21 protein-coding genes are annotated in these 23,141 nt (G+C 71.1%); 9 read left to right on the top strand and 12 right to left on the bottom strand.

Annotated elements, in window-relative coordinates; all coding sequences use genetic code 11:
* Positions 1–8: 8 nt before the first annotated feature.
* From ACWEPL_RS44495 to ACWEPL_RS44485, 3 genes are all read right to left on the bottom strand, one after another.
* A complete protein-coding gene (locus ACWEPL_RS44495; RefSeq protein WP_452439776.1) occupies positions 9–2,153 on the bottom strand; it encodes a protein kinase domain-containing protein in 2,145 nt (714 codons plus the stop codon).
* A 118-nt stretch (positions 2,154–2,271) separates the two neighbouring features.
* Positions 2,272–3,411, bottom strand: coding sequence for a S8 family serine peptidase (locus ACWEPL_RS44490; RefSeq protein WP_452439774.1), 1,140 nt, complete (start codon positions 3,409–3,411; stop codon positions 2,272–2,274).
* Positions 3,412–3,633: 222 nt separating this feature from the next.
* Positions 3,634–3,906: a WXG100 family type VII secretion target gene (locus ACWEPL_RS44485; protein ID WP_026214895.1), complete on the bottom strand. Its 273-nt coding sequence runs from the start codon at positions 3,904–3,906 to the stop codon at positions 3,634–3,636.
* A 130-nt stretch (positions 3,907–4,036) separates the two neighbouring features.
* On the opposite strand from ACWEPL_RS44485, the gene ACWEPL_RS44480 reads away from it, so the two are divergent.
* From ACWEPL_RS44480 to ACWEPL_RS44470, 3 genes are all read left to right on the top strand, one after another.
* Positions 4,037–4,756, top strand: coding sequence for an SDR family NAD(P)-dependent oxidoreductase (locus tag ACWEPL_RS44480; protein ID WP_452439773.1), 720 nt, complete (start codon positions 4,037–4,039; stop codon positions 4,754–4,756).
* A gap of 24 nt (positions 4,757–4,780) precedes the next feature.
* Positions 4,781–6,532 (top strand): acetyl/propionyl/methylcrotonyl-CoA carboxylase subunit alpha, encoded by a 1,752-nt coding sequence (locus ACWEPL_RS44475; RefSeq protein WP_452439772.1) that lies wholly within the window; start codon positions 4,781–4,783, stop codon positions 6,530–6,532.
* A gap of 238 nt (positions 6,533–6,770) precedes the next feature.
* The gene (locus ACWEPL_RS44470; protein ID WP_452439771.1) at positions 6,771–8,051 is read left to right on the top strand and encodes a hypothetical protein; all 1,281 of its coding nucleotides are present in this window, start codon (positions 6,771–6,773) and stop codon (positions 8,049–8,051) included.
* 78 nt (positions 8,052–8,129) lie between these two features.
* Here ACWEPL_RS44470 and ACWEPL_RS44465 read toward each other — a convergent pair whose 3' ends face one another.
* The 3 genes from ACWEPL_RS44465 to ACWEPL_RS44455 form a co-directional block, all read right to left on the bottom strand.
* On the bottom strand, positions 8,130–8,696 hold the full coding sequence (locus tag ACWEPL_RS44465; protein ID WP_452439769.1) for a TOPRIM nucleotidyl transferase/hydrolase domain-containing protein: 567 nt from the start codon (positions 8,694–8,696) through the stop codon (positions 8,130–8,132).
* A 42-nt stretch (positions 8,697–8,738) separates the two neighbouring features.
* Positions 8,739–9,149, bottom strand: a complete 411-nt coding sequence (locus ACWEPL_RS44460) for a RidA family protein (protein ID WP_452439768.1) — start codon at positions 9,147–9,149, stop codon at positions 8,739–8,741.
* 141 nt (positions 9,150–9,290) lie between these two features.
* Positions 9,291–9,848: a DUF6939 family protein gene (locus ACWEPL_RS44455; protein ID WP_452439767.1), complete on the bottom strand. Its 558-nt coding sequence runs from the start codon at positions 9,846–9,848 to the stop codon at positions 9,291–9,293.
* A 94-nt stretch (positions 9,849–9,942) separates the two neighbouring features.
* Here ACWEPL_RS44455 and ACWEPL_RS44450 point away from each other — a divergent pair, with 94 nt between their 5' ends.
* The 3 genes from ACWEPL_RS44450 to ACWEPL_RS44440 are packed head-to-tail and all read left to right on the top strand — an operon-like array spanning position 9,943 to position 11,758.
* The gene (locus ACWEPL_RS44450) at positions 9,943–10,461 is read left to right on the top strand and encodes an AAA family ATPase (RefSeq protein ID WP_452439766.1); all 519 of its coding nucleotides are present in this window, start codon (positions 9,943–9,945) and stop codon (positions 10,459–10,461) included.
* A 10-nt stretch (positions 10,462–10,471) separates the two neighbouring features.
* Positions 10,472–11,215, top strand: a complete 744-nt coding sequence (locus tag ACWEPL_RS44445; RefSeq protein ID WP_452439765.1) for a histidine phosphatase family protein — start codon at positions 10,472–10,474, stop codon at positions 11,213–11,215.
* Positions 11,216–11,758, top strand: a complete 543-nt coding sequence (locus ACWEPL_RS44440) for a GNAT family N-acetyltransferase (RefSeq protein WP_452439764.1) — start codon at positions 11,216–11,218, stop codon at positions 11,756–11,758.
* On the opposite strand, the gene ACWEPL_RS44435 is transcribed toward ACWEPL_RS44440, so the two are convergent.
* The 6 genes from ACWEPL_RS44435 to ACWEPL_RS44410 form a co-directional block, all read right to left on the bottom strand.
* Positions 11,727–12,842, bottom strand: coding sequence for an NAD(P)/FAD-dependent oxidoreductase (locus ACWEPL_RS44435; RefSeq protein WP_452439763.1), 1,116 nt, complete (start codon positions 12,840–12,842; stop codon positions 11,727–11,729). The genes ACWEPL_RS44440 and ACWEPL_RS44435 overlap by 32 nt on opposite strands.
* 66 nt (positions 12,843–12,908) lie before the next feature.
* On the bottom strand, positions 12,909–13,793 hold the full coding sequence (gene sigJ, locus ACWEPL_RS44430) for an RNA polymerase sigma factor SigJ (protein ID WP_452439762.1): 885 nt from the start codon (positions 13,791–13,793) through the stop codon (positions 12,909–12,911).
* A 15-nt stretch (positions 13,794–13,808) separates the two neighbouring features.
* Positions 13,809–14,126 carry a gas vesicle protein GvpO gene (gene gvpO, locus ACWEPL_RS44425; RefSeq protein ID WP_363962376.1) on the bottom strand — a complete coding sequence of 106 codons (318 nt, stop codon included), beginning with the start codon at positions 14,124–14,126 and terminating at the stop codon, positions 13,809–13,811.
* 94 nt (positions 14,127–14,220) lie between these two features.
* Positions 14,221–15,225, bottom strand: coding sequence for a LacI family DNA-binding transcriptional regulator (locus ACWEPL_RS44420; protein WP_364243256.1), 1,005 nt, complete (start codon positions 15,223–15,225; stop codon positions 14,221–14,223).
* Entirely contained in the window at positions 15,222–17,993 is a 2,772-nt protein-coding gene (locus ACWEPL_RS44415) for a glycoside hydrolase family 3 C-terminal domain-containing protein (RefSeq protein ID WP_452439791.1), read from the bottom strand. The genes ACWEPL_RS44420 and ACWEPL_RS44415 overlap by 4 nt, the downstream gene beginning before the upstream one ends.
* Before the next feature lie 104 nt (positions 17,994–18,097).
* Entirely contained in the window at positions 18,098–19,297 is a 1,200-nt protein-coding gene (locus tag ACWEPL_RS44410; protein WP_350731389.1) for an ROK family transcriptional regulator, read from the bottom strand.
* 210 nt (positions 19,298–19,507) lie between these two features.
* On the opposite strand from ACWEPL_RS44410, the gene ACWEPL_RS44405 reads away from it, so the two are divergent.
* The 3 genes from ACWEPL_RS44405 to ACWEPL_RS44395 form a co-directional block, all read left to right on the top strand.
* Positions 19,508–21,145, top strand: a complete 1,638-nt coding sequence (locus ACWEPL_RS44405) for an extracellular solute-binding protein (protein WP_452439760.1) — start codon at positions 19,508–19,510, stop codon at positions 21,143–21,145.
* A 37-nt stretch (positions 21,146–21,182) separates the two neighbouring features.
* Positions 21,183–22,154: an ABC transporter permease gene (locus ACWEPL_RS44400; protein ID WP_452439759.1), complete on the top strand. Its 972-nt coding sequence runs from the start codon at positions 21,183–21,185 to the stop codon at positions 22,152–22,154.
* The coding region (locus ACWEPL_RS44395; RefSeq protein WP_452439757.1) for a carbohydrate ABC transporter permease at positions 22,151–23,141 on the top strand (991 nt) is incomplete at its 3' end. The genes ACWEPL_RS44400 and ACWEPL_RS44395, both read left to right, overlap by 4 nt.

Genomic DNA, 23,141 nt, shown 5'->3' with positions numbered 1-23,141 from the left:
AAGGGCGCTCAGGCTCCGCAGCTGCCCCAGGCCGCGCTGGTGCTCGTGCCACCGGCGCTGCCGGAGAAGCGCACGCACTTGCCCCTGGCGGGCAGCTTGACCGGGCCGGCGTAGTACTCGAAGCTGCCGGAGTCCGTCTGGCTGCCGCCGCCCTGGACCTCCAGGGTCGCGCTGACCGGCGTCTTCTTGCCGATGTCAGTGGTCTTGATGGTGACCACGCAGTTCTGGCCGGTGCCGTTGTTCCAGAGCTGGTACGTCACCCCGCCCCCGAACGGGCTGGACCGCTGGACCGAGAAGCCGGAGCCGCACACCTGGGTGGGCGAGTACGGGTTCGTGGTCGGCGGCTTGGGCGTCGTCTTCGTGGGGGTCGGCGTGGGCTTGGCCGTGGTCTTGGTCGGCGTCGGCTTGGGCGTCGTCTTCGTGGGGGTCGGAGTCGGCTTGGCCGTCGTCTTCGTCGGAGTCGGAGTGGGCTCCGGCTCCCTCGTCGGCTCCCTGGTCGGAGTCGGGGTGGGCTCCGGCTCCTTCGTGGGCTCCTCGGTCGGCGTGGGCGTCGGCGTGGGCGTCCTGTCCACCGTCTTCGTGACGGTCGCCGTCGGCTTCGCGTGCCGCGTCTTGCTGGGCGTCGGCGTCGACTCGGCCGTGTTGTTCGCGGCCGGCTGCGTGGCCGTGGGGACCGGCTGGGTCGGGACCGGCTGGGTCGGGATCGCGGCCGGGGTCGTGGGCACGGTGGTCAGCTCGGGCACCTGGGGCGCAGCCGAGGTCGAGGACCACTCGGTGGGCAGCGTCAGCGGTCCGACGCCCGAGTCGTCCGGGGCAGCCGTGGCGCCCCAGGGCACGGTGGCCTCGGGCTGCGTCTGCTGCGGATCGGCGCCGCCGCCGAGAGGGTCCGTGCCCTGCGGGCCGGTGGTCGCCGGGGCGCTGGCGGGCACCGGGATCTCGTCCGCGTTGGCCTGCGCCATGGAGGCCGGGTTGACCTGCTGCAGCTTCACGTACCTGTTCGCGCCCCAAAGGCCCAGGACCGAGATGAGCGCGACCACGGCGACCCCGGCGACCAGTCCCAGCGGGAAGCCACGGCGCGGCCGGGCGGCGGCCCCGGAGGGCACGGCCTCGAGCCTGATGTGCTGCGGCGGCTGGTCCGGCTCCGGCGGGCCCCACATCGGCGCCTCGGACTGGTGCTGATGCGGCACCGGCAGGCCCTGCATGGGCGGACCCTGCATCGGGGGACCCTGCATGGGCGGGCCCGGCACGAACGGCGGACCCTGGACGGGCGGCGGGCCGTCCTGCAGCATCGGCGGCCCGGCGACCAGCGTGTCCTGCGGCGGCACGGGACCGCCCTGGCCGGGCACGCCGGGGATCGGGATGCCCTGGATCGGCACGCCCTCGATGGCGGTCTGCTGGGCCGCGGGCGGCTTGGCGTTGCCGCCGAGCAGCTGCATGAGCGCGCTGTACGTGGTCGGCCGCTTGCCGACCTCCTTGGACAGCGCTGCCAGCACCACCCTGCGCACCGGCTCGGCCTCGATGTCCACCTCGGGCTCGCCGGTCAGCACCGCGTCACGGTCGGCGAACGGCGCCTTGCCCGTGGCCGCGAACGCGATGGTCGCCGCCCAGGCGAACACGTCGGCGTAGGGACCGTACTGCAGGCCGAGCAGCTGTTCGGGGGCCTGGTAGGCGATCTCGCCCACCGGCTCGCCGATCCCGGCGTCGGTGACCCGCGGGCCCTCGGGGCCGAGGATCACGTTGTGGGGTGTGAGCGACTTGTGCGAACGGCCGGCGAGGTGGACGGCCGACAGGGCGGTCAGCACCCCGACCGCGACCCGCTCGAGCGCGTCCCCGGTCAGTGGCCCGTCGTCGGCCACCGCCTGGGCCAGGCTCTTGCCTTCGACGTGCTCTCTGACGACGTACGGGCGGTCCTCGTGCATTCCGGCGTCCAGGACCCTGGCCACGTACGAGCTGGAGACCTGTTTGGCTGCCAGGTGCTTGACCGGCGCGTCGGCGTCGGCGTCCGGCTCCGCCGGGAGCAGCTTCACCGCGACGATGGGGGCGTCCTCGGACTCGCGGCCAAGGAACACCTCGCCCCGCGGCCCCTCTCCCAGCCGGCCAACAATGCTGAGATCGCCGATCCGCTCGGGATCACCAGGGCGCAAAGCGTGCATGACTAAACCTTTCACGGCAAAGCATGATCTGGACACATTGAACCAGATCTTTCACTTCAGCATCAGAAGTTTCGGGCCGTACCCGACAATTCACCGTTTTGTTTCCTTGCAGCCCGAGTCACTCCGGGCGGCCGGGCCGCCAGCCCCTGCGGCGGCCCATCGGGATCATGACGCGGGCGATCGCCACCAGCAGCGCCAGCCCGAGCGCGGACCCGGCGACGATCAGGGCCAGGTCGATCGCGTCGTGGTCCACGGGCGGGACCTTGGCCACGGCCTCCGCGGCGAGCGGGCTGGGCGGAGGGGGCGCGACCACGGGGGCGCCGGCGGGCTCGTACGGGAGGATCGCGCTGAGCGCGAGCATCGGGTTGACCATGCCCGCGCCCTTGCCGCCGCCCGTGGCTCCGTCGGCGGTGGCGATGATGCGCTGGCGTACCTGGGCCTGGTCCAGCTTCGGGAAGCGGGCCCGGACGAGCGCGGCCACCCCGGCGACGTAGGGGGCGGCGTAGCTGGTGCCGTTGAGGTCCTTGAAGTAGGAGCGGCCGGGCCAGGTGGACGTGATGCCCTGGCCGGGGCCGAGCACGGCGACGGGGGTCTTGACGTTGGAGAAGTTGGACAGGATGCCGTTCGGGCCCGCCGCGCCGACCGCGAGCACCCCTTCATAGGCGGCCGGATAGGCCGGTACGGGGGTCCCGTCCTCCTTCGTGACGTTGCCGGCCGCGGCCACGATCACCGCGTCCTTGGCGAGCGCGTACTGCACCACCTCGCGCAGCGAGGGCAGGTCGCTCGTCGAGACCGACACGTTGATGACCTTGGCGCCCTCGTCCGCCGCCGCCTTGATGGCCTTGACCAGCAGCTCGGGGTCGCCGTTCCGCTCGGAGGCGGTCTGCTTGTACGACAGCAGCCGCGCGCCCGGCGCCATGCCGTAGAAGAGCACGCCCTGCATGTACTGGGCGCCGATGATGCCCGCCACCGCGGTCCCGTGGCCCACGCAGTCGCGGTAGCCGGTGCCGGTGAGGTCGGCCCGGCCCGCCAGGCGGATCTGCGGATGCTGCAGATCGACGCCGCTGTCGACGATGGCCACCTTCACGCCCGCGCCGGTGGACAGCGACCAGACGCGTTTGGGGTCGAGCCGTTTCTGCGCCCAGGATTCGCCCACCTGCATGGTGCCCCTGGGCGGCCGGCACTCGTCCCTCACGGCCGCGGGCGCCAGCGGGACCTGCAGGGCGAGCACGCTCGCCACCAAGGCGCGACCAATCATGGGGGAAAAGCGTAGCTTGCCGGATTCGGGCGGCGGCGGGGCCTGCCCGAATCAGCCCCGAATCAGGCCCGAATCAGCGCCGGTCCGGCTTCGGTCCGGCATCGGCATCGGTCCGGCTTCGGCTTCGGTTCGGCTTCGGTTCGGCTTCGGTTCGGCTTCGGCTTCGGTTCGGCTTTGGAGGAAGGAAGCCCCGGCTCCCTTGCCAGGGCCCCGATCCGTTGCTCATTTCGTTGCGGACTCGATGTTCTGGCGGTAGGTGCCGATGACGCGCGAAGCCTCCTGCAACTCCTCGGTCATGCGCTGGAAGGCCGTGCGGTAGTTCTGCCACGCCTGTTGGAAACGCTGGGCGCCCGGCCCCGTCCACGCCGTGCCGACCTTGGCGGCCTCGCGGTCGAGCGCGGTCATGGTGGTGCGGACCGCCTCCGACTGCTGCGTGAACTGACTGGCCATCTGCTGCATTTCCGCGGGGTCGCCGCCGAGCATGCTCTGGCTCATGCATACCTCCTGGAACATGGGGAAAGCGCCCTCAACTTAAGGGGTGACCACCTACCGTCGCCTGAGTTATACCGAGCGGCTATGGTCTACCCGAGGACTGTTCGGATTCGTCTCGGGGAGCGCTCGGGTCATGCGCGAGGTTGTGGTGACCGGCGGAGGCACCGGCATCGGATACGCCGTCGCGGCCGCGTTCGTCTCGCTCGGCGACCGCGTGACCATCACCGGCCGCCGCGAGCACGTGCTGAAGGAGGCCGCGGCGCGGCTCGGGGCGGCGCACGCGGCGTTCGACGCCTCCAGCCCCGTCGCCGTGAAAGAGGCGCTCGACAGCCTGCCGCCGTACGTGGACGTGCTGGTCAACAACGCCGGCGGCAACACCAACCTCGACCGCAGGCAGCCCGGCGAGCTGACGGACGTGGCCGAGGCCTGGTGGGCCAACCTCAACGCCAACCTCATGTCCGCCGTCCTCGTCACGACCGCGCTGACGCCGCGCCTGAGGGAGGGCGGCCGGATCGTCTCGATCGGCTCCATCGCCGCGCGCGGCACGGGCTCCGGCTCGTACGGCGCCGCCAAGGCCGCCCTGGAGTCCTGGACCGCCGACCTGGCCGCCGAGCTCGGCCCCCGGCGCGTCACCGCGAACGTGGTCGCCCCAGGCCTCGTCCTGGACACCGAGTTCTTCCGCGGCCGGCTGACCGAGGACGGCATCAGGGCACGCGTGGAGAACACGCGGAACGGGCGCCCCGGCACCCCCTCCGACGTCGCCGATACCGTTCTGTTCCTGGCCTCCGCGGGAGCCAGGCATGTGACCGGGCAGGTGCTCCATGTGAACGGCGGCGCGTACCTGGGCCGCTGAACCTCTCAGGAAGGACTTAGGTCGGTGCGGAAGGTTCTGATCGCCAATCGCGGCGAGATCGCGGTACGGGTGGCCCGCGCGTGCCAGGACGCCGGGATCGGAAGTGTGGCCGTCTACGCCGACCAGGACCTCGACGCCCTGCACGCCAAGGTCGCCGACGAGGCGTACGCGCTGGGTGGTCAATCCCCCGCGGAGACCTACCTCGACATCGCCAAGCTGCTCGACGTCGCGCGGCGCTCCGGCGCCGACGCCGTGCATCCCGGCTACGGCTTCCTGGCCGAGAACGCCGCCTTCGCGCAGGCCGTCATCGACGCGGGCCTGATCTGGATCGGCCCGCCGCCGGAGGCCATCGCCGCGCTCGGCGACAAGGTGCGGGCCAGGCACATCGCGCAGAAGGTCGGCGCGCCGCTGGTCGCGGGCACCAAGGATCCCGTCTCCGGGGCGGCCGAGGTCGTGGCGTTCGCGGAGGAGCACGGGCTGCCGATCGCGATCAAGGCGGCGTACGGCGGCGGCGGGCGCGGCATCAAGGTGGCGCGCAACCTGGACGAGGTCGCCGAGCTGTACGAGTCGGCCGTGCGCGAGGCCGTCGCGGCGTTCGGACGGGGCGAGTGCTTCGTGGAGCGCTACCTCGACCGGCCGCGCCACGTCGAGACGCAGTGCCTGGCCGACGCGCACGGCAACGTGGTCGTGGTCAGCACGCGCGACTGCTCGCTCCAGCGCCGCCACCAGAAGCTGGTGGAGGAGGCGCCGGCGCCGTTCCTGTCGCGGGAGCAGCTCGAGATCCTCTACTCCGGTTCCAAGGCCATCCTGAAGGAGGCGGGCTACGTCGGGGCCGGCACGTGCGAGTTCCTCGTGGGGCAGGACGGGACCATCTCGTTCCTCGAGGTGAACACCCGGCTGCAGGTCGAGCACCCGGTCACCGAGGAGGTGTCGGGGATCGACCTGGTGCGGGAGATGTTCAGGATCGCCGACGGGGAGGCGCTGGAGTACGGCGACCCGGAGCTGCGCGGGCACTCGATCGAGTTCCGGATCAACGCGGAGGACGCCGGGCGCAACTTCCTGCCCGCTCCCGGGACGCTGACCGTCATGCGCCCGCCCGCCGGGCCCGGGGTGCGCCTCGACGCCGGCTACGAGGCCGGGATGACGGTGCCGCAGACGTTCGACTCGCTGGTGGCGAAGCTGATCGTCACGGGCCGGACGCGGCAGGAGGCGCTGGAGCGGTCGCGGCGGGCGCTGGCCGAGTTCGAGATCTCGGGGATGCCCACCGTGCTGCCCTTCCATCGGGCCGTCGTGTCCGATCCGGCGTTCGTCTCCTCGCCGTTCTCGGTGCACACGCGGTGGATCGAGACGGAATGGGAGAACACGGTCGCGCCGTACGAGGAGGAGATCGCCTCGGGCCCGGACGCCGGCGCCGCCGCTCGCGAGACGGTGACGGTGGAGGTCGGGGGCAAACGCCTCGAAGTGGTGCTGCCCGCCGGGTTCGGCGCGTCCGCGCCGGCGCCCGCGAAGGCGCCGCGACGCGGTGCCGCCCGCGCCGGGAAGGCGTCGGCGGCGGGCGGAGACGCGCTGGTCAGCCCCATGCAGGGGACGATCGTCAAGGTCGTGGCCACGGACGGGGACGTGGTGAACGAGGGCGACACGGTCGTGGTGCTGGAGGCGATGAAGATGGAGCAGCCGCTGGCCGCCCACAAGTCGGGCACGATCACGGGGCTCACGGCCGCGGTCGGGCAGACGGTCACGTCGGGCGCCGCGATCTGTGAGATCAAGGACACCTGACGGAGATTCCGGCATCTTCGCCACGGTGTGCGCCCACGCGCTCGCGGACAGGTAACGTGCGACAGTGAGGAACTTTGCCGACCGCTCGTTCGTCCTCATGGGCGAAGGAGGCTTGCTGCCAATGACCCACTCGCTGCGCCGAGCAGGGGCCGCGCTTGCGGCTCTGATCGCCGGTCTAATCGTCGTGCTTGCGCTGTCCCCTGCCGCCAACGCGGCGGCACCCCCTGATGCTCAGTCGGTGGTGTCCTACTGGAAGGACAAGAAGGACCCGCTTTTCGTGGAGTCCGGTTCACCGCTGTCGTCGGACCAGCAGGATGAGATCCGTGACGCGCTGAAGGGGGCCAAGAGCAAGATCTATACCGTGGCGCTCCCCGACGGCACGCTGGACAACTCCACGATTGCGTCGTACATGAGCTCGCTCAACTCCGAGCTCACGAAGGCCGGCCGCAACCGCGCCACGTTCGCCGTGCTCGACGGCGAGACGTTGTTCGCGGGCTCGAGCGCCATCCGCCAGCAGGGTGTCGCGGGCCGGCTGGCCAACCTCGCGGTGAGTGCCAACTCCGGCAACGTCGTGGACGGCATGAAGGACTTCGTCAACCGCGTCGACCTCGCCGTCGACGGCAAGCGCTCCGCGCTCGACAGCGGCAGCCAGGCCAACCCCGGCGCCGGCGGCACCGCCGCGCTGATCGCCCTGGGCGGCCTGGTCGTGGTCGGCGGTGGCGGCTACTTCCTCTACTCCAGCAACCGCAAGAAGAAGAAGGCCATCCAGGAGGCCAAGGACCTGGCGGCCGTCAAGCAGACCGTGGACGAGGACGTCACCAAGCTGGGCGAGGAGATCACCTCCCTCGACACCGACGTGACGCTCGCCGGCCAGGGCGGCAAGCACATCGAGGAGTGGCAGCAGGCGCTCGACTCCTACGAGAAGGCCAAGACCCAGCTGGCCAACGTCCAGCGCGCCGAGCAGGTCCGCGAGGTCACCCAGACCCTCGAGGACGGCCGCTACGCGCTGGCCGTGGTGAAGGCCAAGGTCCACAACGACCCGGTCCCCGAGCGGCGCGCCCCCTGCTTCTTCAACCCGCAGCACGGCCCGTCCGCCCGCGACGTCCGCTGGGCCCCGCCCGGTGGCGCCGTCCGTGACGTGCCCGCCTGCAAGATGGACGCCGAGGCCGTGGAGCGCGGCTTCGACCCGCAGATGCGCGAGGTCATGGTCGACGGCCAGCGCCGCCCCTACTACGACGCGGGGCCCGCGTACCAGCCGTACGCGTACGGCTACTACGGCGGCTTCGGCGACATCATGACCGGTATGTTCATCGGCACCATGATGGGCAGCCTGCTCAGCGGCGGCTTCGGCTACGGCGGCTACGGCGCCGGCTACGCCGAGGGCTACGCCGACGGCGGCGGAGGCGACTTCGGCGGTGGCGGCGACTTCGGCGGCGGCGGCGGAGACGGCGGCGGCTGGGGCGACTTCGGTGGCGGAGGCGACTTCGGCGGCGGCGACTTCGGCGGAGGCGACTGGTAACCCCGAGCCCCGACCGAAACCACGACGAGCGCTCCCCCTGGGCCTACAAGCCCGCGGGGAGCGCTCGCGCGTCAGGCCTCACCCGGCGACGTGGGCCAGCAGCATGTCCAGCGGTCGCGGCACGCGATCGAGATCGAGGGCCGCGACGAGCAGGCCGGCATAGCGGATTTTGCGGCCGCCGCCTGACCCCATGAACCGGCGCAACTGGTCGTGGGTGGCCCTCCCGCGCCACGCGGGTTGCTTCTGGAGCGAGCGGAACGAGCTGAGCTCGCCCTCGGCATCGACGACCTGCTCGACCATGGCGGTGCCGAGGGCGCGGATCAGCTCGTCTTCCAGGTCGGCGACGCACACGAAGAATCCGAGCGCCTCCAGATCGCCTCGGCTGAGGTCGGATCCGAGGCCGGCGCGCTCGAGGCTCCTCCGGAAGTCGCCCTCCTCCCCGACGTCGCACAGACCGGCCAGCCGGAGATCGCGACCGTTAGGGCCGAACTCGCCGATGTACGTCCCGATGTTCGTGGCACCGCCCATCGCCACCAGGGAGATGCCCTCGGCCGCCAGATTCCGGCCGTGGCGCTCGGCCAGCGCTTCGACGGCCGACTTGTCACTGACTCCCTCGACCAGGACCACGGTTTGCGTGTCGCTCACGAGCCCAGCCTCGCACCGAACCCTGGAGAGGTTCATCCCCTTTTATGCGCCGAGCATCGCGGTGGCTTCGATCTCGACCAGATGCTCGGGAATGTCCAGTGCCGCAACGCCCAGCAGTGTGGCCGGTGGGACCGGAGTGACCCCCAGCTTCGCACCTGCACGGGAGATGCCCTCCAGGAGCGCGGGCATCTTGTCGGGGGTCCAGTCGACGACGTAGACGGTCAGTTTCGCCACGTCGTCGAAGGAGCCGCCTACCCCGGCCAAGGCGGTGGCGACGTTGAGGTAGCACTGTTCGACCTGCGCGGCGAGGTCGCCTTCGCCGACCGTGACCCCCTGGGCGTCCCAGGAGACCTGTCCGGCGAGGAAGACGAGCTTCGTCCCTGATGCGATTGACACCTGCCGGTAGACATCGATTTCGGGCAATCCGTCGGGGTTGACGAGAGTGATGGCCATGTCGCCTGCCTCCTTGTCCGGGCGTCCGCCGAACCAGGACGCCCGTGATCTCTAGTAGTTACTCAGAAACCATAAGAGAGTGTGCCCTGACATGGAAGAACGCACTTTTTGGTGACTGGGGAACCTGATGGTGACTGCGGGTCAGTCTTCCTCCGGCCATTTCTCCTGAATGTGCAGGCAGATCAGCGCGGCGTGGGAGAGCGGAGTGGCGGGGTCGTCGATGTCGCCGTTGGTGGTGTAGTCGAGGAGGACGACGTCGCGGTCGGCGGCGAGCAGGCGCAGGCGCTCCACGAGATCGCCGGTCTTGTGCTCCAGGACCCAGCGGTAGGCCGGGAGGTAGATGCGGCGCCGCGCGGCCTGGTAGGTCAGCAGCCGGTCCCCGTGGAGGCCGTCGCGGTGGCCGCGCACCGGGCCGTACTTGCGTACGGTGCGTTTGAGGCCGGTCATGGTGGTGATCGCGAGCTTGGCCGGGTCGACGTCGGCGGTCTCGAAGACTTTGAGCGCCTGCCAGATCCCCTCGACGCTCTGGCTGGTGACGCCGGGGGTCTGCGGGACGGGGATGCCGCCGTGCGGGTAGAACGGGCTCAGCCGCACCCATGGCTCGTCCGCTTTGGAGGTCACGTCGATGACCTCGGCTCCGGGGAAGGCCTTGGCGAGTGAGGCAGCCGAACGACGGCGGCCGGCGACCTGGATCGACACGGACGGCACCCCTTCGCGAGAGCGGACGGGTTCAGCTTGGACTACGGGAGTGACAATTTCCGCGCTCGCCGGGTGGGCTTCCTAGCATGGGTGCATGCTCATCGTCATCGGCGGCCTCCCCGCGACAGGCAAGACGACGCTCGCCCGGCTCCTCGCCACCCGCATCGGCGCGGTGCACGTGCGGATCGACACCATCGAGCAGGCGATCGTCCGCTCCGGCCTGGCCCGCCACCCCATCGGCCCCGCCGGATACGTCGTCGGTTACGCGCTGGCCGAGGAGCACCTGAGGCAGGGGCTGACGGTGATCGCGGAGTCGGTGAACCCACTGGGCGTCACCCGCGACGCCTGGCGGGAGGTCGGGGTCAAGGCGGGCGCTCCGGTGGCCGAGGTGGAGGTGGTCTGCTCCGATCCCGCCGAGCATCGGCACCGCGTGACCTCGCGCTCGATCGACATCCCCGACCTGCGGCCGCCTGACTGGCGGGAGGTCGTCGAGCGCGAGTACGAGCCGTGGGAGCGCGAACGTGTCCTCGTCGACACCGCCGGACAGGCCCCCGAGGAGTCGCTCGACGCCCTTCTCCGGAGTCTTGAGCACGCCAGGGGCTCGGGCTCGTAGGGTCGGGCGCATGGGTGTCCGCGTGTTGTGCCTGCGCCATGCCGAGTCGGAGAACGTCGTCGCCGGGGTGACCGGGGCGCTGCCACCGGCGGAACTGACCCCGAAGGGGCGGGCGCAGGCGGCGGAGGCGGCCGAGCGGCTGCGGGGAGAGGGCGTCATCCGGATCTACGCCAGTACGGCGGTGCGCGCCCGGCAGACCGCCGAGATCATCGCGCGGGCGCTGGGGCTGCGGGAGGAGGTGGTGGCGCTGCGAGGGCTCGTGGAGTTCGGGATCGGACGGTTGGAGGGCACCGCCGACCCGGCGGTCCGGGCGCGTACCGCCGAGGTGTTGCGTTCCTGGGTCGTGGACGGGCGGTTGGGCGAGGCGGTGGCGGACGGCGAGACCGGGCACGCGGTCGTGGCCCGGGTGGTCGCCGCCTTCGCCTCCATCGCAGCCACCCACCCGAGCGAGCCGGCCGCCCACCCGAGTGAGCCCGCCCCCCACCCGAGTGAGCCGGCGGCACACCCGAGCGAGCCCGCCGCACACCCGAGCGAGCCGGCCGCCCACCCGGGTCAGATGGCCGCCTGCGGCGGCGGGACGGTCGCTCTGGTCGGGCATGTGGGCAGCCTCACCGCCGGGCTCAGCGTGCTGTGCCCCGGGCTGGGCGAGCAGGTGTGGGGCGCGCCGCTCCCGCACGCGGTGCCGTTCCCGGTCGAGTGGGACGGCCGGTCCTGGCGGTGCGCGTCGTGGCCGGCCTTACGACAAGATCGATAAGTGACCTACCTCGCCCAGGGCGGCCGCGTCGGCATCCGCCGCATCGGCCACCGCGACCGTACGGAATTCCTGGCCCTGAACCGGGAGAGCGCCGACCTGCTCGCCCGCTGGATGCCCGGCGCCCCCATCACCACCGACGAGGCCTTCGACGGCTACATGGCACGCTTCGACGACCCGGCGAACGAGGGATTCGTCATCTGCCGGGTCGACACCGGCGCGATCGTCGGCCGGGCCAACCTGAACAACATCATCCGGGGCACCCGCCAGGACGGCACCCTGGGCTACTGCGCCTACTCGTCCACGACCGGCAGGGGCTACATGACCGAGGGGCTGCGGCTGCTCGTCCGGTACGCGTTCGGCGAGCTGGGGCTGCACCGGATCGAAGCCAACATCCAGCCGTCCAACACCCCCTCCCTGAACCTGATCAGGCGGGCCGGCTTCCGGCGGGAGGGGTATTCGCCGGACTTCCAGTTCATCGACGGAGCGTGGCGGGATCACGAGCGATGGGCCGTCACGGCCGGTACGGGCCCGGGTGGCGCATAGCCCAGACGGTGCCGCGGGCGATGGTCTCCTTGAAGGCCGCGGAGGTCCGGCCGGTGAGGACGGCGTCGAGCGGGCTGTCGTCCGGACGGGTGAACTGGGTGACGCCGTCGTGCCGGCCCAGGCTGATGTTCTGCCAGACGTACCGGAATCTGGCCCGCCGCGGCGTCCGCCCGCTCAGCAGGTCGGCCACCGCGTCGCCCGCGCAGATCCCCATGGGGAGGCCGGTCTGGCAGGCCATCCGGGCGACCTGCCCGCTCCGGTCCACTGCGGCGGCGTCGCCGATGCCGAACACCTCCGGATGCGACACCGACCGCAGCGACCGGTCCACGAGCATGCGTCCGTGCCGGTCCGTGGCCAGACCGGCCTCCGCGGCCAGGCCGGGGACGCGGAAGCCGGCGGCCCAGACCACGGTCTCGGCGGGCAGCTCGTCCCCGTTCGCCAGCAGCAGGCCGTTCGGGCCGAGTTCGGCGACCGGCGTGCGCTCGCGGACGGCGATGCCCATGCGGCGGAAGGCCCGGTGGAGGTGGCGGCGGGCACGCGCGGACAGGCTCTCCCCGATCAGGCCGCCCGACAGCAGCGAGACGCGCAGCCCGGGACGGGTGAAGGCGAACTCGGTCGCGGCCTCGATCCCGGTCAGCCCGCCGCCGATCACGGTCACCTCGCCGGTCCCGGCGAGGCGGGTGCCCAGCCGGACGGCCTCGTCGGCGGTGGCCAGCGTGTACGCGTGCTCGCGCACCCCGGGCACGGAGTCCAGCTCCGCCGCGCTCCCGAGGGCGTAGACGAGCACGTCGTAGGAGAGCTCGTACGGAGGCGCGTCCAGGCGTACCGTCCTCGAACCCGGGTCGATCCCCGTCACCCGGGCGACCACCAGCTCGATGCCGGTGCCGTCGAGCAGGCCGGCCAGCGGCAGGTCGGGCAGCCGCTGCCCGGCGGCGAGCTGGTGGAGCCGGATGCGCTCCACGAACCGGTCGGCCGCGTTGACCAGCGTCACCCGAGCTCCGGCGCCCCGCAGCCGTCGTGCGGCGCGCTTGGCCGCTCCCAGTCCGGCATATCCGGCTCCCAGCACCACGATGCGATCTGTCATGGTTCCTGAACTGGCGAGCCCGCCCATCCGTGACAGGACCGGCGTGTGATCGTGCTCACACCCGGATCAGGCGAGCTGTGCCCCGGCGAAGGCGAGTTTGGCCGGGTTGACGGTGGTCCGGACGACGGCGACGTGGTCGCCGTCCAGCTCCATGGTCATGATCGCCAGCAGGTCGCCGCCGGGGCCGCGGATCAGCGCCGCGGGCTCCCCGTTGACCTCCAGGAACTCGGCCACCACCCCGGCCGCCTCCGGCCGCGCGACCAGCCCTCCCAGGTAGCGCGTCACCTTCGCCGGCCCGTGTACCGGCCGCCGGGCCGCGGTCACGGAGCCGCCTCCGTCGGTCCAGGCGACCACGTCGTCGGCGAGCAGCCGTTCCAGGGCGGCGACGTCGCCGTGCACGGCGGCCTCCAGGAACCGCCGTACGATGCGCCGGTGCTGCTCCTGGTCGCTCGCGAAGCGCTTGCGCGGCTCCCCCACGTGCGCCCGCGCCCGCCGGTGGAGCTGACGGGAGTGCGCCTCCTCGATGCCCACCACGTCGGCGATCTCCGCGTGACTGTGCCCGAACGCCTCCCGCAGCACGAACACCGCCCGCTCCACCGGCGTCAGCCGCTCCAGCAGGATGAGCACGCCCATCGACACGGACTCGCGCTGCTCGACGGTCTCCAGCGGCCCGAGCGCTCCGTCGGCGGTGAGCACCGGCTCGGGCAGCCACGGGCCCGCGTAGCTCTCCCGCTGCCGCCGCGCGGAGGTGAGCCGGCTGAGGCAGAGGTTGGTGATCACCCTGGTCAGCCAGGCGGCCGGGACCTCGACCGGCCCGGTGACCCGGCTCCATCGCAGGTACGTCTCCTGCACCATGTCCTCGGCCTCGGCGGCGGAGCCGAGCAGCCGGTACGCCAGCCCGAACAGCCGAGCCCGCTGCCCCTCGAACACCTCCGCGCCAGGGTCGTCCACGCACCCGATGCTAGGTCACCCTCCTGTAGGTGACCCATCCGCGTCGCAGCGCCGGTAGCGCCGCAGCCTCCGGTACGACAGCAGGCCGCCCTCCGCGTCGATCCGGGCCTCGTACAGGGCGAGGATGTCGTCCGAGGAGGGGATGCGACGGTCTTCGACGACCTCGACGCCGATCTTCCAGCCGCCCTCGACCGGTTCGACCGCCGTGACCCCTTCGCCCTCCTTCGCGGTCACATCGATGATGTGGCGGAGCCCAACCCCACCGGCCGTCACGGCCGTCAGCCCCTCCGCGTCCGAGTCGGCGGCCCCCGGGGGCATGCGCGGCTCAGTCATGCGTTCTCTCCCCTCGCCTCGGCCAGCCTGCCCGCAGAAGGGGACGCGGAACTCCAGGAGGCGAAAAAGCGGACAGGCTTGACGCCGCTTTGGGTCAGGTGCTGGCGCGCACGGCCAGGAGCGGGGTGAGGAGGGTGGAGTCGGGCACCGCGCGGCCTTCGAGCTTGTCCATGACCAGGCGGACCGCCTCCCTGCCCACCTCTTCGGCCGGGATCAGCACGGAGGAGAGCGGCGGGCTGGCCCGCTCGGCCACGTCGTCGGGGCAGATCGCCACCACCGCCACGTCGTGCGGCACCCGGCGGTCGAGCTGCCGCAGCGCCGCCAGCACGTGGCCGACCGCGGCCTCGTTGTGCACGACCAGCCCGGACAGGCCGGGGCGGTCGAGGAGCAGGCCGCGTACGGTCTCGTACACCTCGTCGAACGTGTCCTCGCACGGCAGCGCGACGCCCTGCAGACCGTGGGCGGCCACCGCCTCCACGAACCCCTCGCGCGTCCGCCGGGCGAACCCCGTCCCCCGCTCGTACACCACGGAAGGCGCCCCGAGCAGCGCGATCTCCTCGTGGCCGCGTTCGGCGAGGTGGTCCACGCACCGCGCGCCCGCGGCGGCGAAGTCGAGGTCGACGCACGTCAGCCCGGCGGGCTCGGCGGGGAAGCCGATGAGGACGCTCGGCTCGGCCAGCTCGCGCAGCAGCGGCACCCTGCGGTCGTCCAGCTCGACGTCCATGAGCACCAGCGCGTCCACCAGCGCGCTCGCGGCCACCCGCCGGATGCCCTCGGTGCCCTCGTCGGCGGTCAGCAGCAGCACGTCGTGGTCGAACCGGCGCGCGGCCGTCACCACGGCGCTGGCGAAGCGCATCAGGACGGGCACGTGCATGCCCGCCCGCAGCGGCAGCACCAGCGCGATCACGTTGGAGCGCTTGCTGGCCAGGGCGCGGGCGCCGGCGTTGGGGTGGTAGCCGAGCGCGCTGATGCTGTCGAGCACCCGGCGCCTGGTGTCGGCCGAGATCGTCCGCTTGCCGCTGAGCACGTAGGAGACCGTGCTGACGGCCACGCCCGCGTGCTTGGCGACCTGGGAGATCGTGACCGTGCGCCCGCTCAAGCCCCGGCTCCGAAGTCGAGCCGGGCCAGCGTGACGCCGTCGTCCTCGAACACGGCGTAAAGGTCGTGCACGCCGTCGGCGGCCGCGAGCGAGGCCGTGATGGCGTGGTAGGCGTACCGGGCGGTCCTGGGGACGGGGAAGGTGGCGAGGGCCTCCCCGTAGAGGGGGTCGCCGCGGCGGATGGTGATCATGCCGCCTTCCGCGCTGCCCGCCGTCGCCACGCACGCCGTGGCCCCGCTGAGATCGACCTGCCGGAAGAGGATCCAGGCCCCCTCCGCGTCGGACCTGACGGCGTCGCCGTCCACCTTGGTCTCGTCCACGAACGTGATCGCGTCGTACTCGTCGTGCGCCGCCGCGCGCAGCAGCCCCGACTGGGGCGGCACGCTCTCGCCGTCCACCTCGAAGCGGGCGCTCAGGCGCAGGTCGGTGGCGCTGCGGCCGACCATGAGCTGATGCGGCGCGCTCTCCACGACGAACCTGCTCCTGGTCACGTCCCAGAACGCCAGCTCCGGCACCGGCAGGGTCAGGGTGACGGCGCGGCTCTCGCCGGGCGCCAGGCGGACCTTCTCGAAGCCGCGCAGGCGGCGCAGCGGCTGCTTGACGCGGGAGCGCTGCTGGTGGGTGTAGAACTGGACGACCTCCACGCCGGGCCGCGGGCCGGTGTTCGTCACGGTGACGCGGGCCCGCACCAGGTCTCCGTCCAGTTGTACGCGCAGGTCGGCGTACTCGAACGTCGTGTAGCTCAGGCCGTGGCCGAACGGGTGGAGCGGGACGCCGCGGAAGTACAGGTACGTGGCGTCGGAGGCGATGATGTCGTAGTCGAGCAGGTCGGGCAGCTCCTGCTCGGAGCGGTACCACGTCTGGGTGAGGCGGCCCTCGGGGTCGGCGTCGCCGAAGAGCACCTCGGCCAGGGCGTGGCCGTACTCCTGGCCGCCGTGGGCCGACCACAGCACGGCCGGGACCTCGTCGTCGGTCCAGGTGAGCGGGTAGCCGCTGGTGATGACCATGACGGTACGGGGGTTCGCCTTGCGGACTGCCCGCACCACGGCGTCCTGCCCGGCGGCCAGGGCCAGCGTCATGCGGTCCTCGGTCTCGCGGCCGTTCACGAGGGGGTGGTCGCCGACCACCACGACCGCCACGTCGGCCGCCGCGGCCAGGCGGGCGGCCTGGTCGGTGCCGCTCCTGACCACGTCCATGGCCAGCCAGACCGCCTGGTCGGCGTCGTCGACCAGGCGCAGCACGCCGTCGTCGCCGGCGCCGACGTAGCAGCCGGTCGAGATGTGGCGCAGGGCGAGCGTGCCGCGCGGCCGCTCCTCCATCCGGAACGTCTGGCGCACCTCCCACCCGTTGGGGCCCGGCTGGTCGTTCACCAGCGTGACGCCGTCCACCGACACGAACCGGCCGGTCGCCACGGCCCGCAGCGCGTAGGCCCCGCCGCCCCAGTCGAACAGGTCGAACGTGCCCGCCTCAGAGCCGGAGCCCGGGCCCACGCTGAGCGGCCCGCCCGCGGGATCGGCGGCCACCGGCCCGGCCTCGGCGGTCAGCGTCACCCGGTCCACGGCCTCGCAGAACACCGTCTCGCACCGCTCGCCCAGCCCCTGGCGGGCGGTGACCGCGTACGGGAGGGTGCCGCTGTACCAGTCCTCCAGGAGCGCGTCGCCGAGCTGCCCGATCACCGCGACCTTGGTCACGCCGTCGAGCGGCAGCAGCCCGTCGTTCTTCAGCAGCACGAACGAGCGCCGCGCCGCCTCCCTGGCCAGCGCCTGGTGTTCGGGGCAGTTGACCACGTTGTCGCTGATGTCGTCGTACGGCGTCGCCGGGTCGAACTCCCCCAGCCGGAACCTGATCGACAACGCGTGCCGCACGGCCCGGTCCACGTCCTCCTCGGCCAGCAGGCCCTGGGAGAGCGCGTCGCGCAGGTGGCCGAGCGTGGCCTCGGAGCGGTCGTCGTCCTGGGTGAAGCTGTCGATCCCCGCCTTGATCGCGTGCGCGTACGCCTCGGGCAGCGTGTCGTGGTAGCCCTGGAGCGCGGTGAGGTTGCCCGGCGCGTACGCGTCGCTGACCACCAGCAGGTCGTCGGGCGCCCACGCGCGCAGCGCCTGGCCGATCAGCGGGCTGAGGTGCGCGGGGCGGCCGTTGACCAGGTTGTACGACGGCATGACCGCCACCGCCACGCCCTCCTCGATGGCGGGCCGGAAGGCGGGCAGCTCGTACTCGCGCAGCACCCGCGGCGGCAGGTTGCTGGAGGTCGTGCAGCGGTCGGTCTCGTTGTTGTAGGCCAGGAAGTGCTTGAGCGTGGGGGCGGTCTTGAGGACTTCGGGAGCGCTCCCACTAAGTCCACGCGCATAGGCCGTGGCCATCACGCCGGTCAGCCACGGATCCTCGGAGTAACCCTCCTCGTTGCGCCCCCAGCGGGGGTCACGCAGCGGGTTCACCACCGGAGCCCACACGTTGCGGCCCGCGCCCGCCGGGTCCTTGTGATGGAAGGCCAGCACCTCGTCGCTGGTGGCCTCGCCCACCCTGCGCACGAGGTCGGGATCCCACGTCGAGGCCAGCCCCACGGCCTGCGGGAACACGGTGGCCGGTCCCAGCCAGGCCAGCCCGTGCAGCGCCTCGGTGCCGGTGCGGAACGCGCCGAGGCCCAGCCGCTCGACCGGCGCCTGGTACTGGTGCAGCAGCCCCACCTTCTCCTCAAGGGTGAGCCGGCGCACCAGGTCGTCGATCCGGTCGGGAATCGGGATCGCTGGGTCGCGGAAGGGTTCTTGCATGGTCATCCCTTTGAAACTGTCGAAGCGCTTCGACGACCGGCCTGGGGAAGTTACACGGACATTTCGGTGGGTTGACTGAAGAGTGCACTCCCCGGTGACCGAGGTCAAGGGACTCGGGGCAATCTCCCCGAATCGATGGAGTCGAGCACCCTCGCGGCACCGCCCAGCGCGGCAGCGTCGTGGCCCAGCGTCGAGGCGACGACCTGGCAGCCGCCGGACCCGGAGGCGATCACGCGGTCGTCCATCTCGTCCTGGACGGCGGGCAGCAGCCACGGCGCCAGCGGGACGTAGTAGCCGCCCAGGATCACCACCTCGGGATTGAGCAGGTTCGCCAGGATCGACACGCCCCTGCCCAGGCTCCGGCCCACCGACTCCAGCGTGGCCAGGGTGGCCGGGTCGCCGGCGCGGGCGAGGCGTACGGACTCCTCGATCTCCACCTGGATCTCGGCGGGAGAGGGGTCCTTGCCCAGCACGGCGCCGATCCCGGCCATGACCTCCAGGCAGCCGCGCCGCCCGCAGTGGCACTCGGGACCGTCGGGATCGAGCTGGACGTGGCCGATCTCGCCGCTGTAGCCGAGGCGGCCGCGGCGCAGCCGCCCGTCGAGGATGATCCCCGCGCCCACGCCGATCTCGCCGGTGAGGTAGACGAGGTCGGAGGCCCCCGCGTGCGCGCCGAAGCGCTGCTCGGCCAGGGCGGCGAGGTTGGCGTCGTTGTCGACCTGGATCGGGAAGCCGGGGTCGCGCAGCGCCTTGGTCAGGTCGCCGCCGATGTCGGCGTCCCGCCAGCCGAGGTTGGGCGCGATGCGTACGGTGCCCTGCACGTCGACCAGCCCCGGCACGGCCACGGCCAGGCCCAGGACCTGGCGCTCCTCCTTGGCCATGCGGCTGACCACCCGCCTGATGATCGCGCCGACGCCCGCCACCCCTTGGTTGACGGACTCGCCGCCGCCGAACGAGCGCCGCCACGTCAGCAGCCGCTCCCCCGCCAGGTCGACGGCCACGGCGGACACGTAGTCGACGTTGATCTCGACCCCGATGGCGGCGTACGGCGAGCCGTCCAGCACCAGCATCGTGGCCGGCCGCCCGACCCGGTTCTCCGTCAGCCCCGTCTCACGGACCAGCCGCCGGTCGATGAGGTCCGCGACGAGACTGGAGACCGTCGCCTTGTTGAGCCCGGTGGAGGCCGCGATGTCGGCCCGCGAGCAGGGCGCGTGCTCCCGGACGAACCGCAGCACGACCGCGAGGTTGGTGGCCCGTACGTCGGCGAAGTCGGCCGGCTGAGGGCCGGTCGTAGAAGTGATCAAAATCAGCCCCGTTCCCGCCAAGAGATGACCCCAGCATGCCGCATCCCGGGCTCCCTTCACCAACAGGAGTCGATGCCGCGCAGCTTCTCATCGGCACCAACCTGTGACGTCGCGATCCCTTGTGGCCACGGTCACAGTCTACTAATTTGTTTGGTCGTAATACCAACTAATTTTAACGAGGTCATCCCCACTTGGAGAAGGGAGCGGGCCATGGCAACCAACACGTCCCGCCGCGGATTCCTCGGCCTGGTCGGTGCGAGCGTCCTGGTGGCCGGCTGCGCCGAGAAGAAGCAGCTGTCCAAGGGTACGGCCGTGGCGGCCGACAAGCTCAAGAGCCTGGTGCCCACGCGGGTGCCGTTCGAGATCCCCGGGCTCAAACCGGATCTGCCGGGCAACGAGTTCGTCGCGCCCGGTTTCCTGACCCGCCCGGCCAACATGGTGCAGGCCGTCACCACCAAGCCGCTGACCAGCGGCAAAGAGGTGACCGCGATGACGCCGCTGTGGGGGACCGTGCCGCCCGGGCCGGGCAGCAACTCCTACTACGACTACATGACCGAGCGCCTCGGCGGCGTCGTGCGCTTCAACATCTCGGACGGCAACACGTATGGGCAGAAGCTCAGCACCGTCCTGGCCAGCGGCGACGTGCCCGAGATGGTCTGCGTCCCCCAATGGGAGCTCATCAAGATCGCCCACTTCACCGAGGCGGCCAACAAGCTCTTCGCCGACCTGGGCCCTTACCTGGCCGGCGACAAGGCCAAGGAGTTCCCTCTGCTGGCCAACTACGACACGGCGGCCTGGCAGTACAGCGTCTTCGGCGGCATGCTCCAGGGCATCCCCTGGCAGAACGACCCGTTCCCGCAGGCCACGTTCGTCCGCGGGGACATTCTGAAGGACCTGGGCCTGGAGCATCCCAAGAGCGCCGACGACCTGATGACGCTCGGCAAGGCGATCACGGACCCGAAGAAGAAGCGCTGGGCGTTCGGCGGCATGGACAAGGAGGTCCAGCGCGCCTTCGGCGCTCCGCGCGAGTGGCGGAAGAAGAGCGACGGCACGCTCGAGTACAAGTACGAGACGGCCGAATGGGCCGCGCACGTCGAGTTCATGACGAAGCTCTTCTCGAACGGGTACGTCCACCCGGACGTCGTGGCCAACAAGAACGCCGACAACAAGGCCATCTTCGGCAGCGGCCAGATGATCATCTACTGGGACGGCCTCGGCGCCTGGCACGAGAACCTCGACCGCTTCCTGCCGGACGACCCCAAGTTCAAGATGGAGATCGTCAATCCCTACCCGCAGCACGCGGGCGGCACCCCCATCGTGTGGCGCAACGAGCCCGCCAGTATGTTCGCCTTCATCAAGAAGGGCCTCGGGGACGCGCGCACGCGCGAGCTGCTCGCCCTGGCCAACTGGACCTCGGCGCCGTTCGGGACGCAGGAGTACGAACTGGTCTCCAACGGCGTCGAAGGCAAGCACTACACGGTCGCGAACGGCGTCATCAAGACGACGGCGCTCGGGCGCAAGGAGGTCGCGCCCACGTACCTGTTCCTGTCGGGGCGGCCCAACGCCAACGCGACGAGCCAGTACAGGGACCTCGTGCAGTCGCTCTACGACTGGGAGTCGAACGCCGCGAAGCTCCTGTCCAACGACCCGTTCGTGGGTCTCCGGGTGGAGACGCCGTCGAAGATGGCCGGGCTCGTCACGCCCATCGAGGACAAGATGCAGGAGATCTACCGGGGTAAGCGGCCGGTCTCCGAGTGGCCGAGCGTCGTCAAGGAGTGGCAGGACCAGGGCGGGAACGAGGCCCGGGAGTTCTACATGAAGGTCGCGCGGGAGAACGGCAGGCTGTGAGACCCGTGAGAACCCGCGCAACGGTAAGAGGCTGTTCATGGGTGTGATCACGGCCAGACGGACGGCTCCGCAGCCCAGCAAGGCCGCCCCGCAGGAGATCACCTGGAGGGCCAAGCTCCGCCGGGACTGGCCGCTGCTCGTGATGAACCTGCCGATGCTCCTGCTCGTCGTCGCCTTCTGGTGGATCCCGGCCCTCGGCAACGTCATCGCGTTCCAGGACTACAACCCGTACACCGACGGGATCGCCGGCTCCCCGATCATCGGCTTCACCAACTTCGGGCTGCTCCTCCAGGACCCCCAGTTCCTGCGCGCCATCGCGAACACCCTGTCCATCACGGCCTTCCAGCTCGTCTTCTACTTCCCCGTGCCGATCATGCTGGCGCTGCTGCTCAACAGCATCGTCTCGGCCCGGCTGAGGGCGTTCGTGCAGGGCGTGGTCTACATGCCGTTCTTCTTCTCCTGGGTGCTGGTCATCGCCATCTTCCAGCAGATGTTCGGCGGGGCGGGGCTGCTGGCCCAGATCCTGCGGGAGCGCGGCCATGAGGGCATCGACTGGATGACGAACTCCGACACGTTCATCCTGCTGATCACGTCCCAGACCGTCTGGAAGGACGCCGGCTGGGGGGCGATCATCTTCCTCGCCGCCCTCAGCACCATCGACCCCAACCTGTACGAGGCCGCCGCCGTGGACGGGGCCCGCCGCTGGCGTCGCATGTGGCACATCACGCTGCCCGGGCTGCGTCCGGTGATCGTGCTCCTGCTGATCCTGCGGCTCGGGGACGCGCTGAACGTCGGGTTCGAGCAGTTCATGCTGCAGCGCAGCGCCGTCGGCAGCGCGGCATCCGAGGTCTTCGACACGTTCGTGTACTGGTCGGGCCTGCGTACCGGGGATCTGGGGTACGGGGCGGCGGCCGGGCTGTTCAAGGGCCTGGTCGGGCTGCTGCTCATCGTGGCGGCCAACCGGGTCGCGCACGCGTTCGGCGAGCGAGGGGTGTATTCGCGATCATGACCGTACTCACCTCCCGTAAGCCCTCCAGGCTCGCGCCGTGGGAGGAACGCCCCTCGCCGTTCGGCCAGCTCGGCAAGGGCTCGCTGATCACCCTGGTCGTCGTGGTGGTGCTCGGCCCTCTCTACACCATCGTCCTGACCAGCCTCAGCTCGGCCGCCACGGTCAACCGCGCGGGCGGGCTGGTGCTGGTGCCGGAAGGGATCACGTTCGAGGCGTACGAGCAGATCTTCTCCGACACGGTCGTCAGCAGGGCCGTCCTGGTCAGCACGGGCGTCACGGTGGTCGGGACGCTCCTCAGCGCCGGCGTGAGCATCCTGGGCGCGTACTCGCTGTCGCGCCCGGGCTCGTTCCTCCACCGCCCGCTGCTGTTCAGCGTGCTGCTGATGTTCGTCTTCTTCCCCGGCATCATCCCGGTCTACCTGATGGTCAGCGGCCTGGGCCTGAAGGACAGCTACTGGTCGCTGATCCTGCCGACGGCCGTCTCGGCGTTCAACGTGGTGGTGCTGCGCTCGTTCTTCATGAGCATCCCGGGCGAGGTCCTGGACAGCGCCCGCATCGACGGGGCGGGCGAGTTCCGCATCCTGTGGCGCATCGTCCTGCCCATGTCGAAGGCGGTCACGGCCGTCGTGGCGATGTTCTACGCGGTCGGCTACTGGAACGCCTGGTTCAACGCGATGCTCTACATCGACGACACCAGGAAGTGGCCGCTGGCGTTGATCCTGCGCCAGTACGTGGTGGACTCCAACCCGTTGCCCAGCGCCACGGCAGGCGTGACCGGCGACGCCCCGCCGACACTCGCCATCAAAATGGCCATCGTGGTCATCGCGGTGATCCCCGCCTTGATCATCTACCCCTTCGTCCAACGCCACTTCACCAAGGGCGTGATCGTGGGCAAGCTCGGCACGCTCATGATGACCATGCCCTTCCACGCGTTCTTCGGCATCTCGATGATGATGATGGGCAAGTCGATCGCCTCGTCCTGGTACG

This window comes from Nonomuraea sp. NPDC004186 (assembly GCF_053603495.1).
This window is presented reverse-complemented; position numbering and strand designations above follow the sequence as displayed.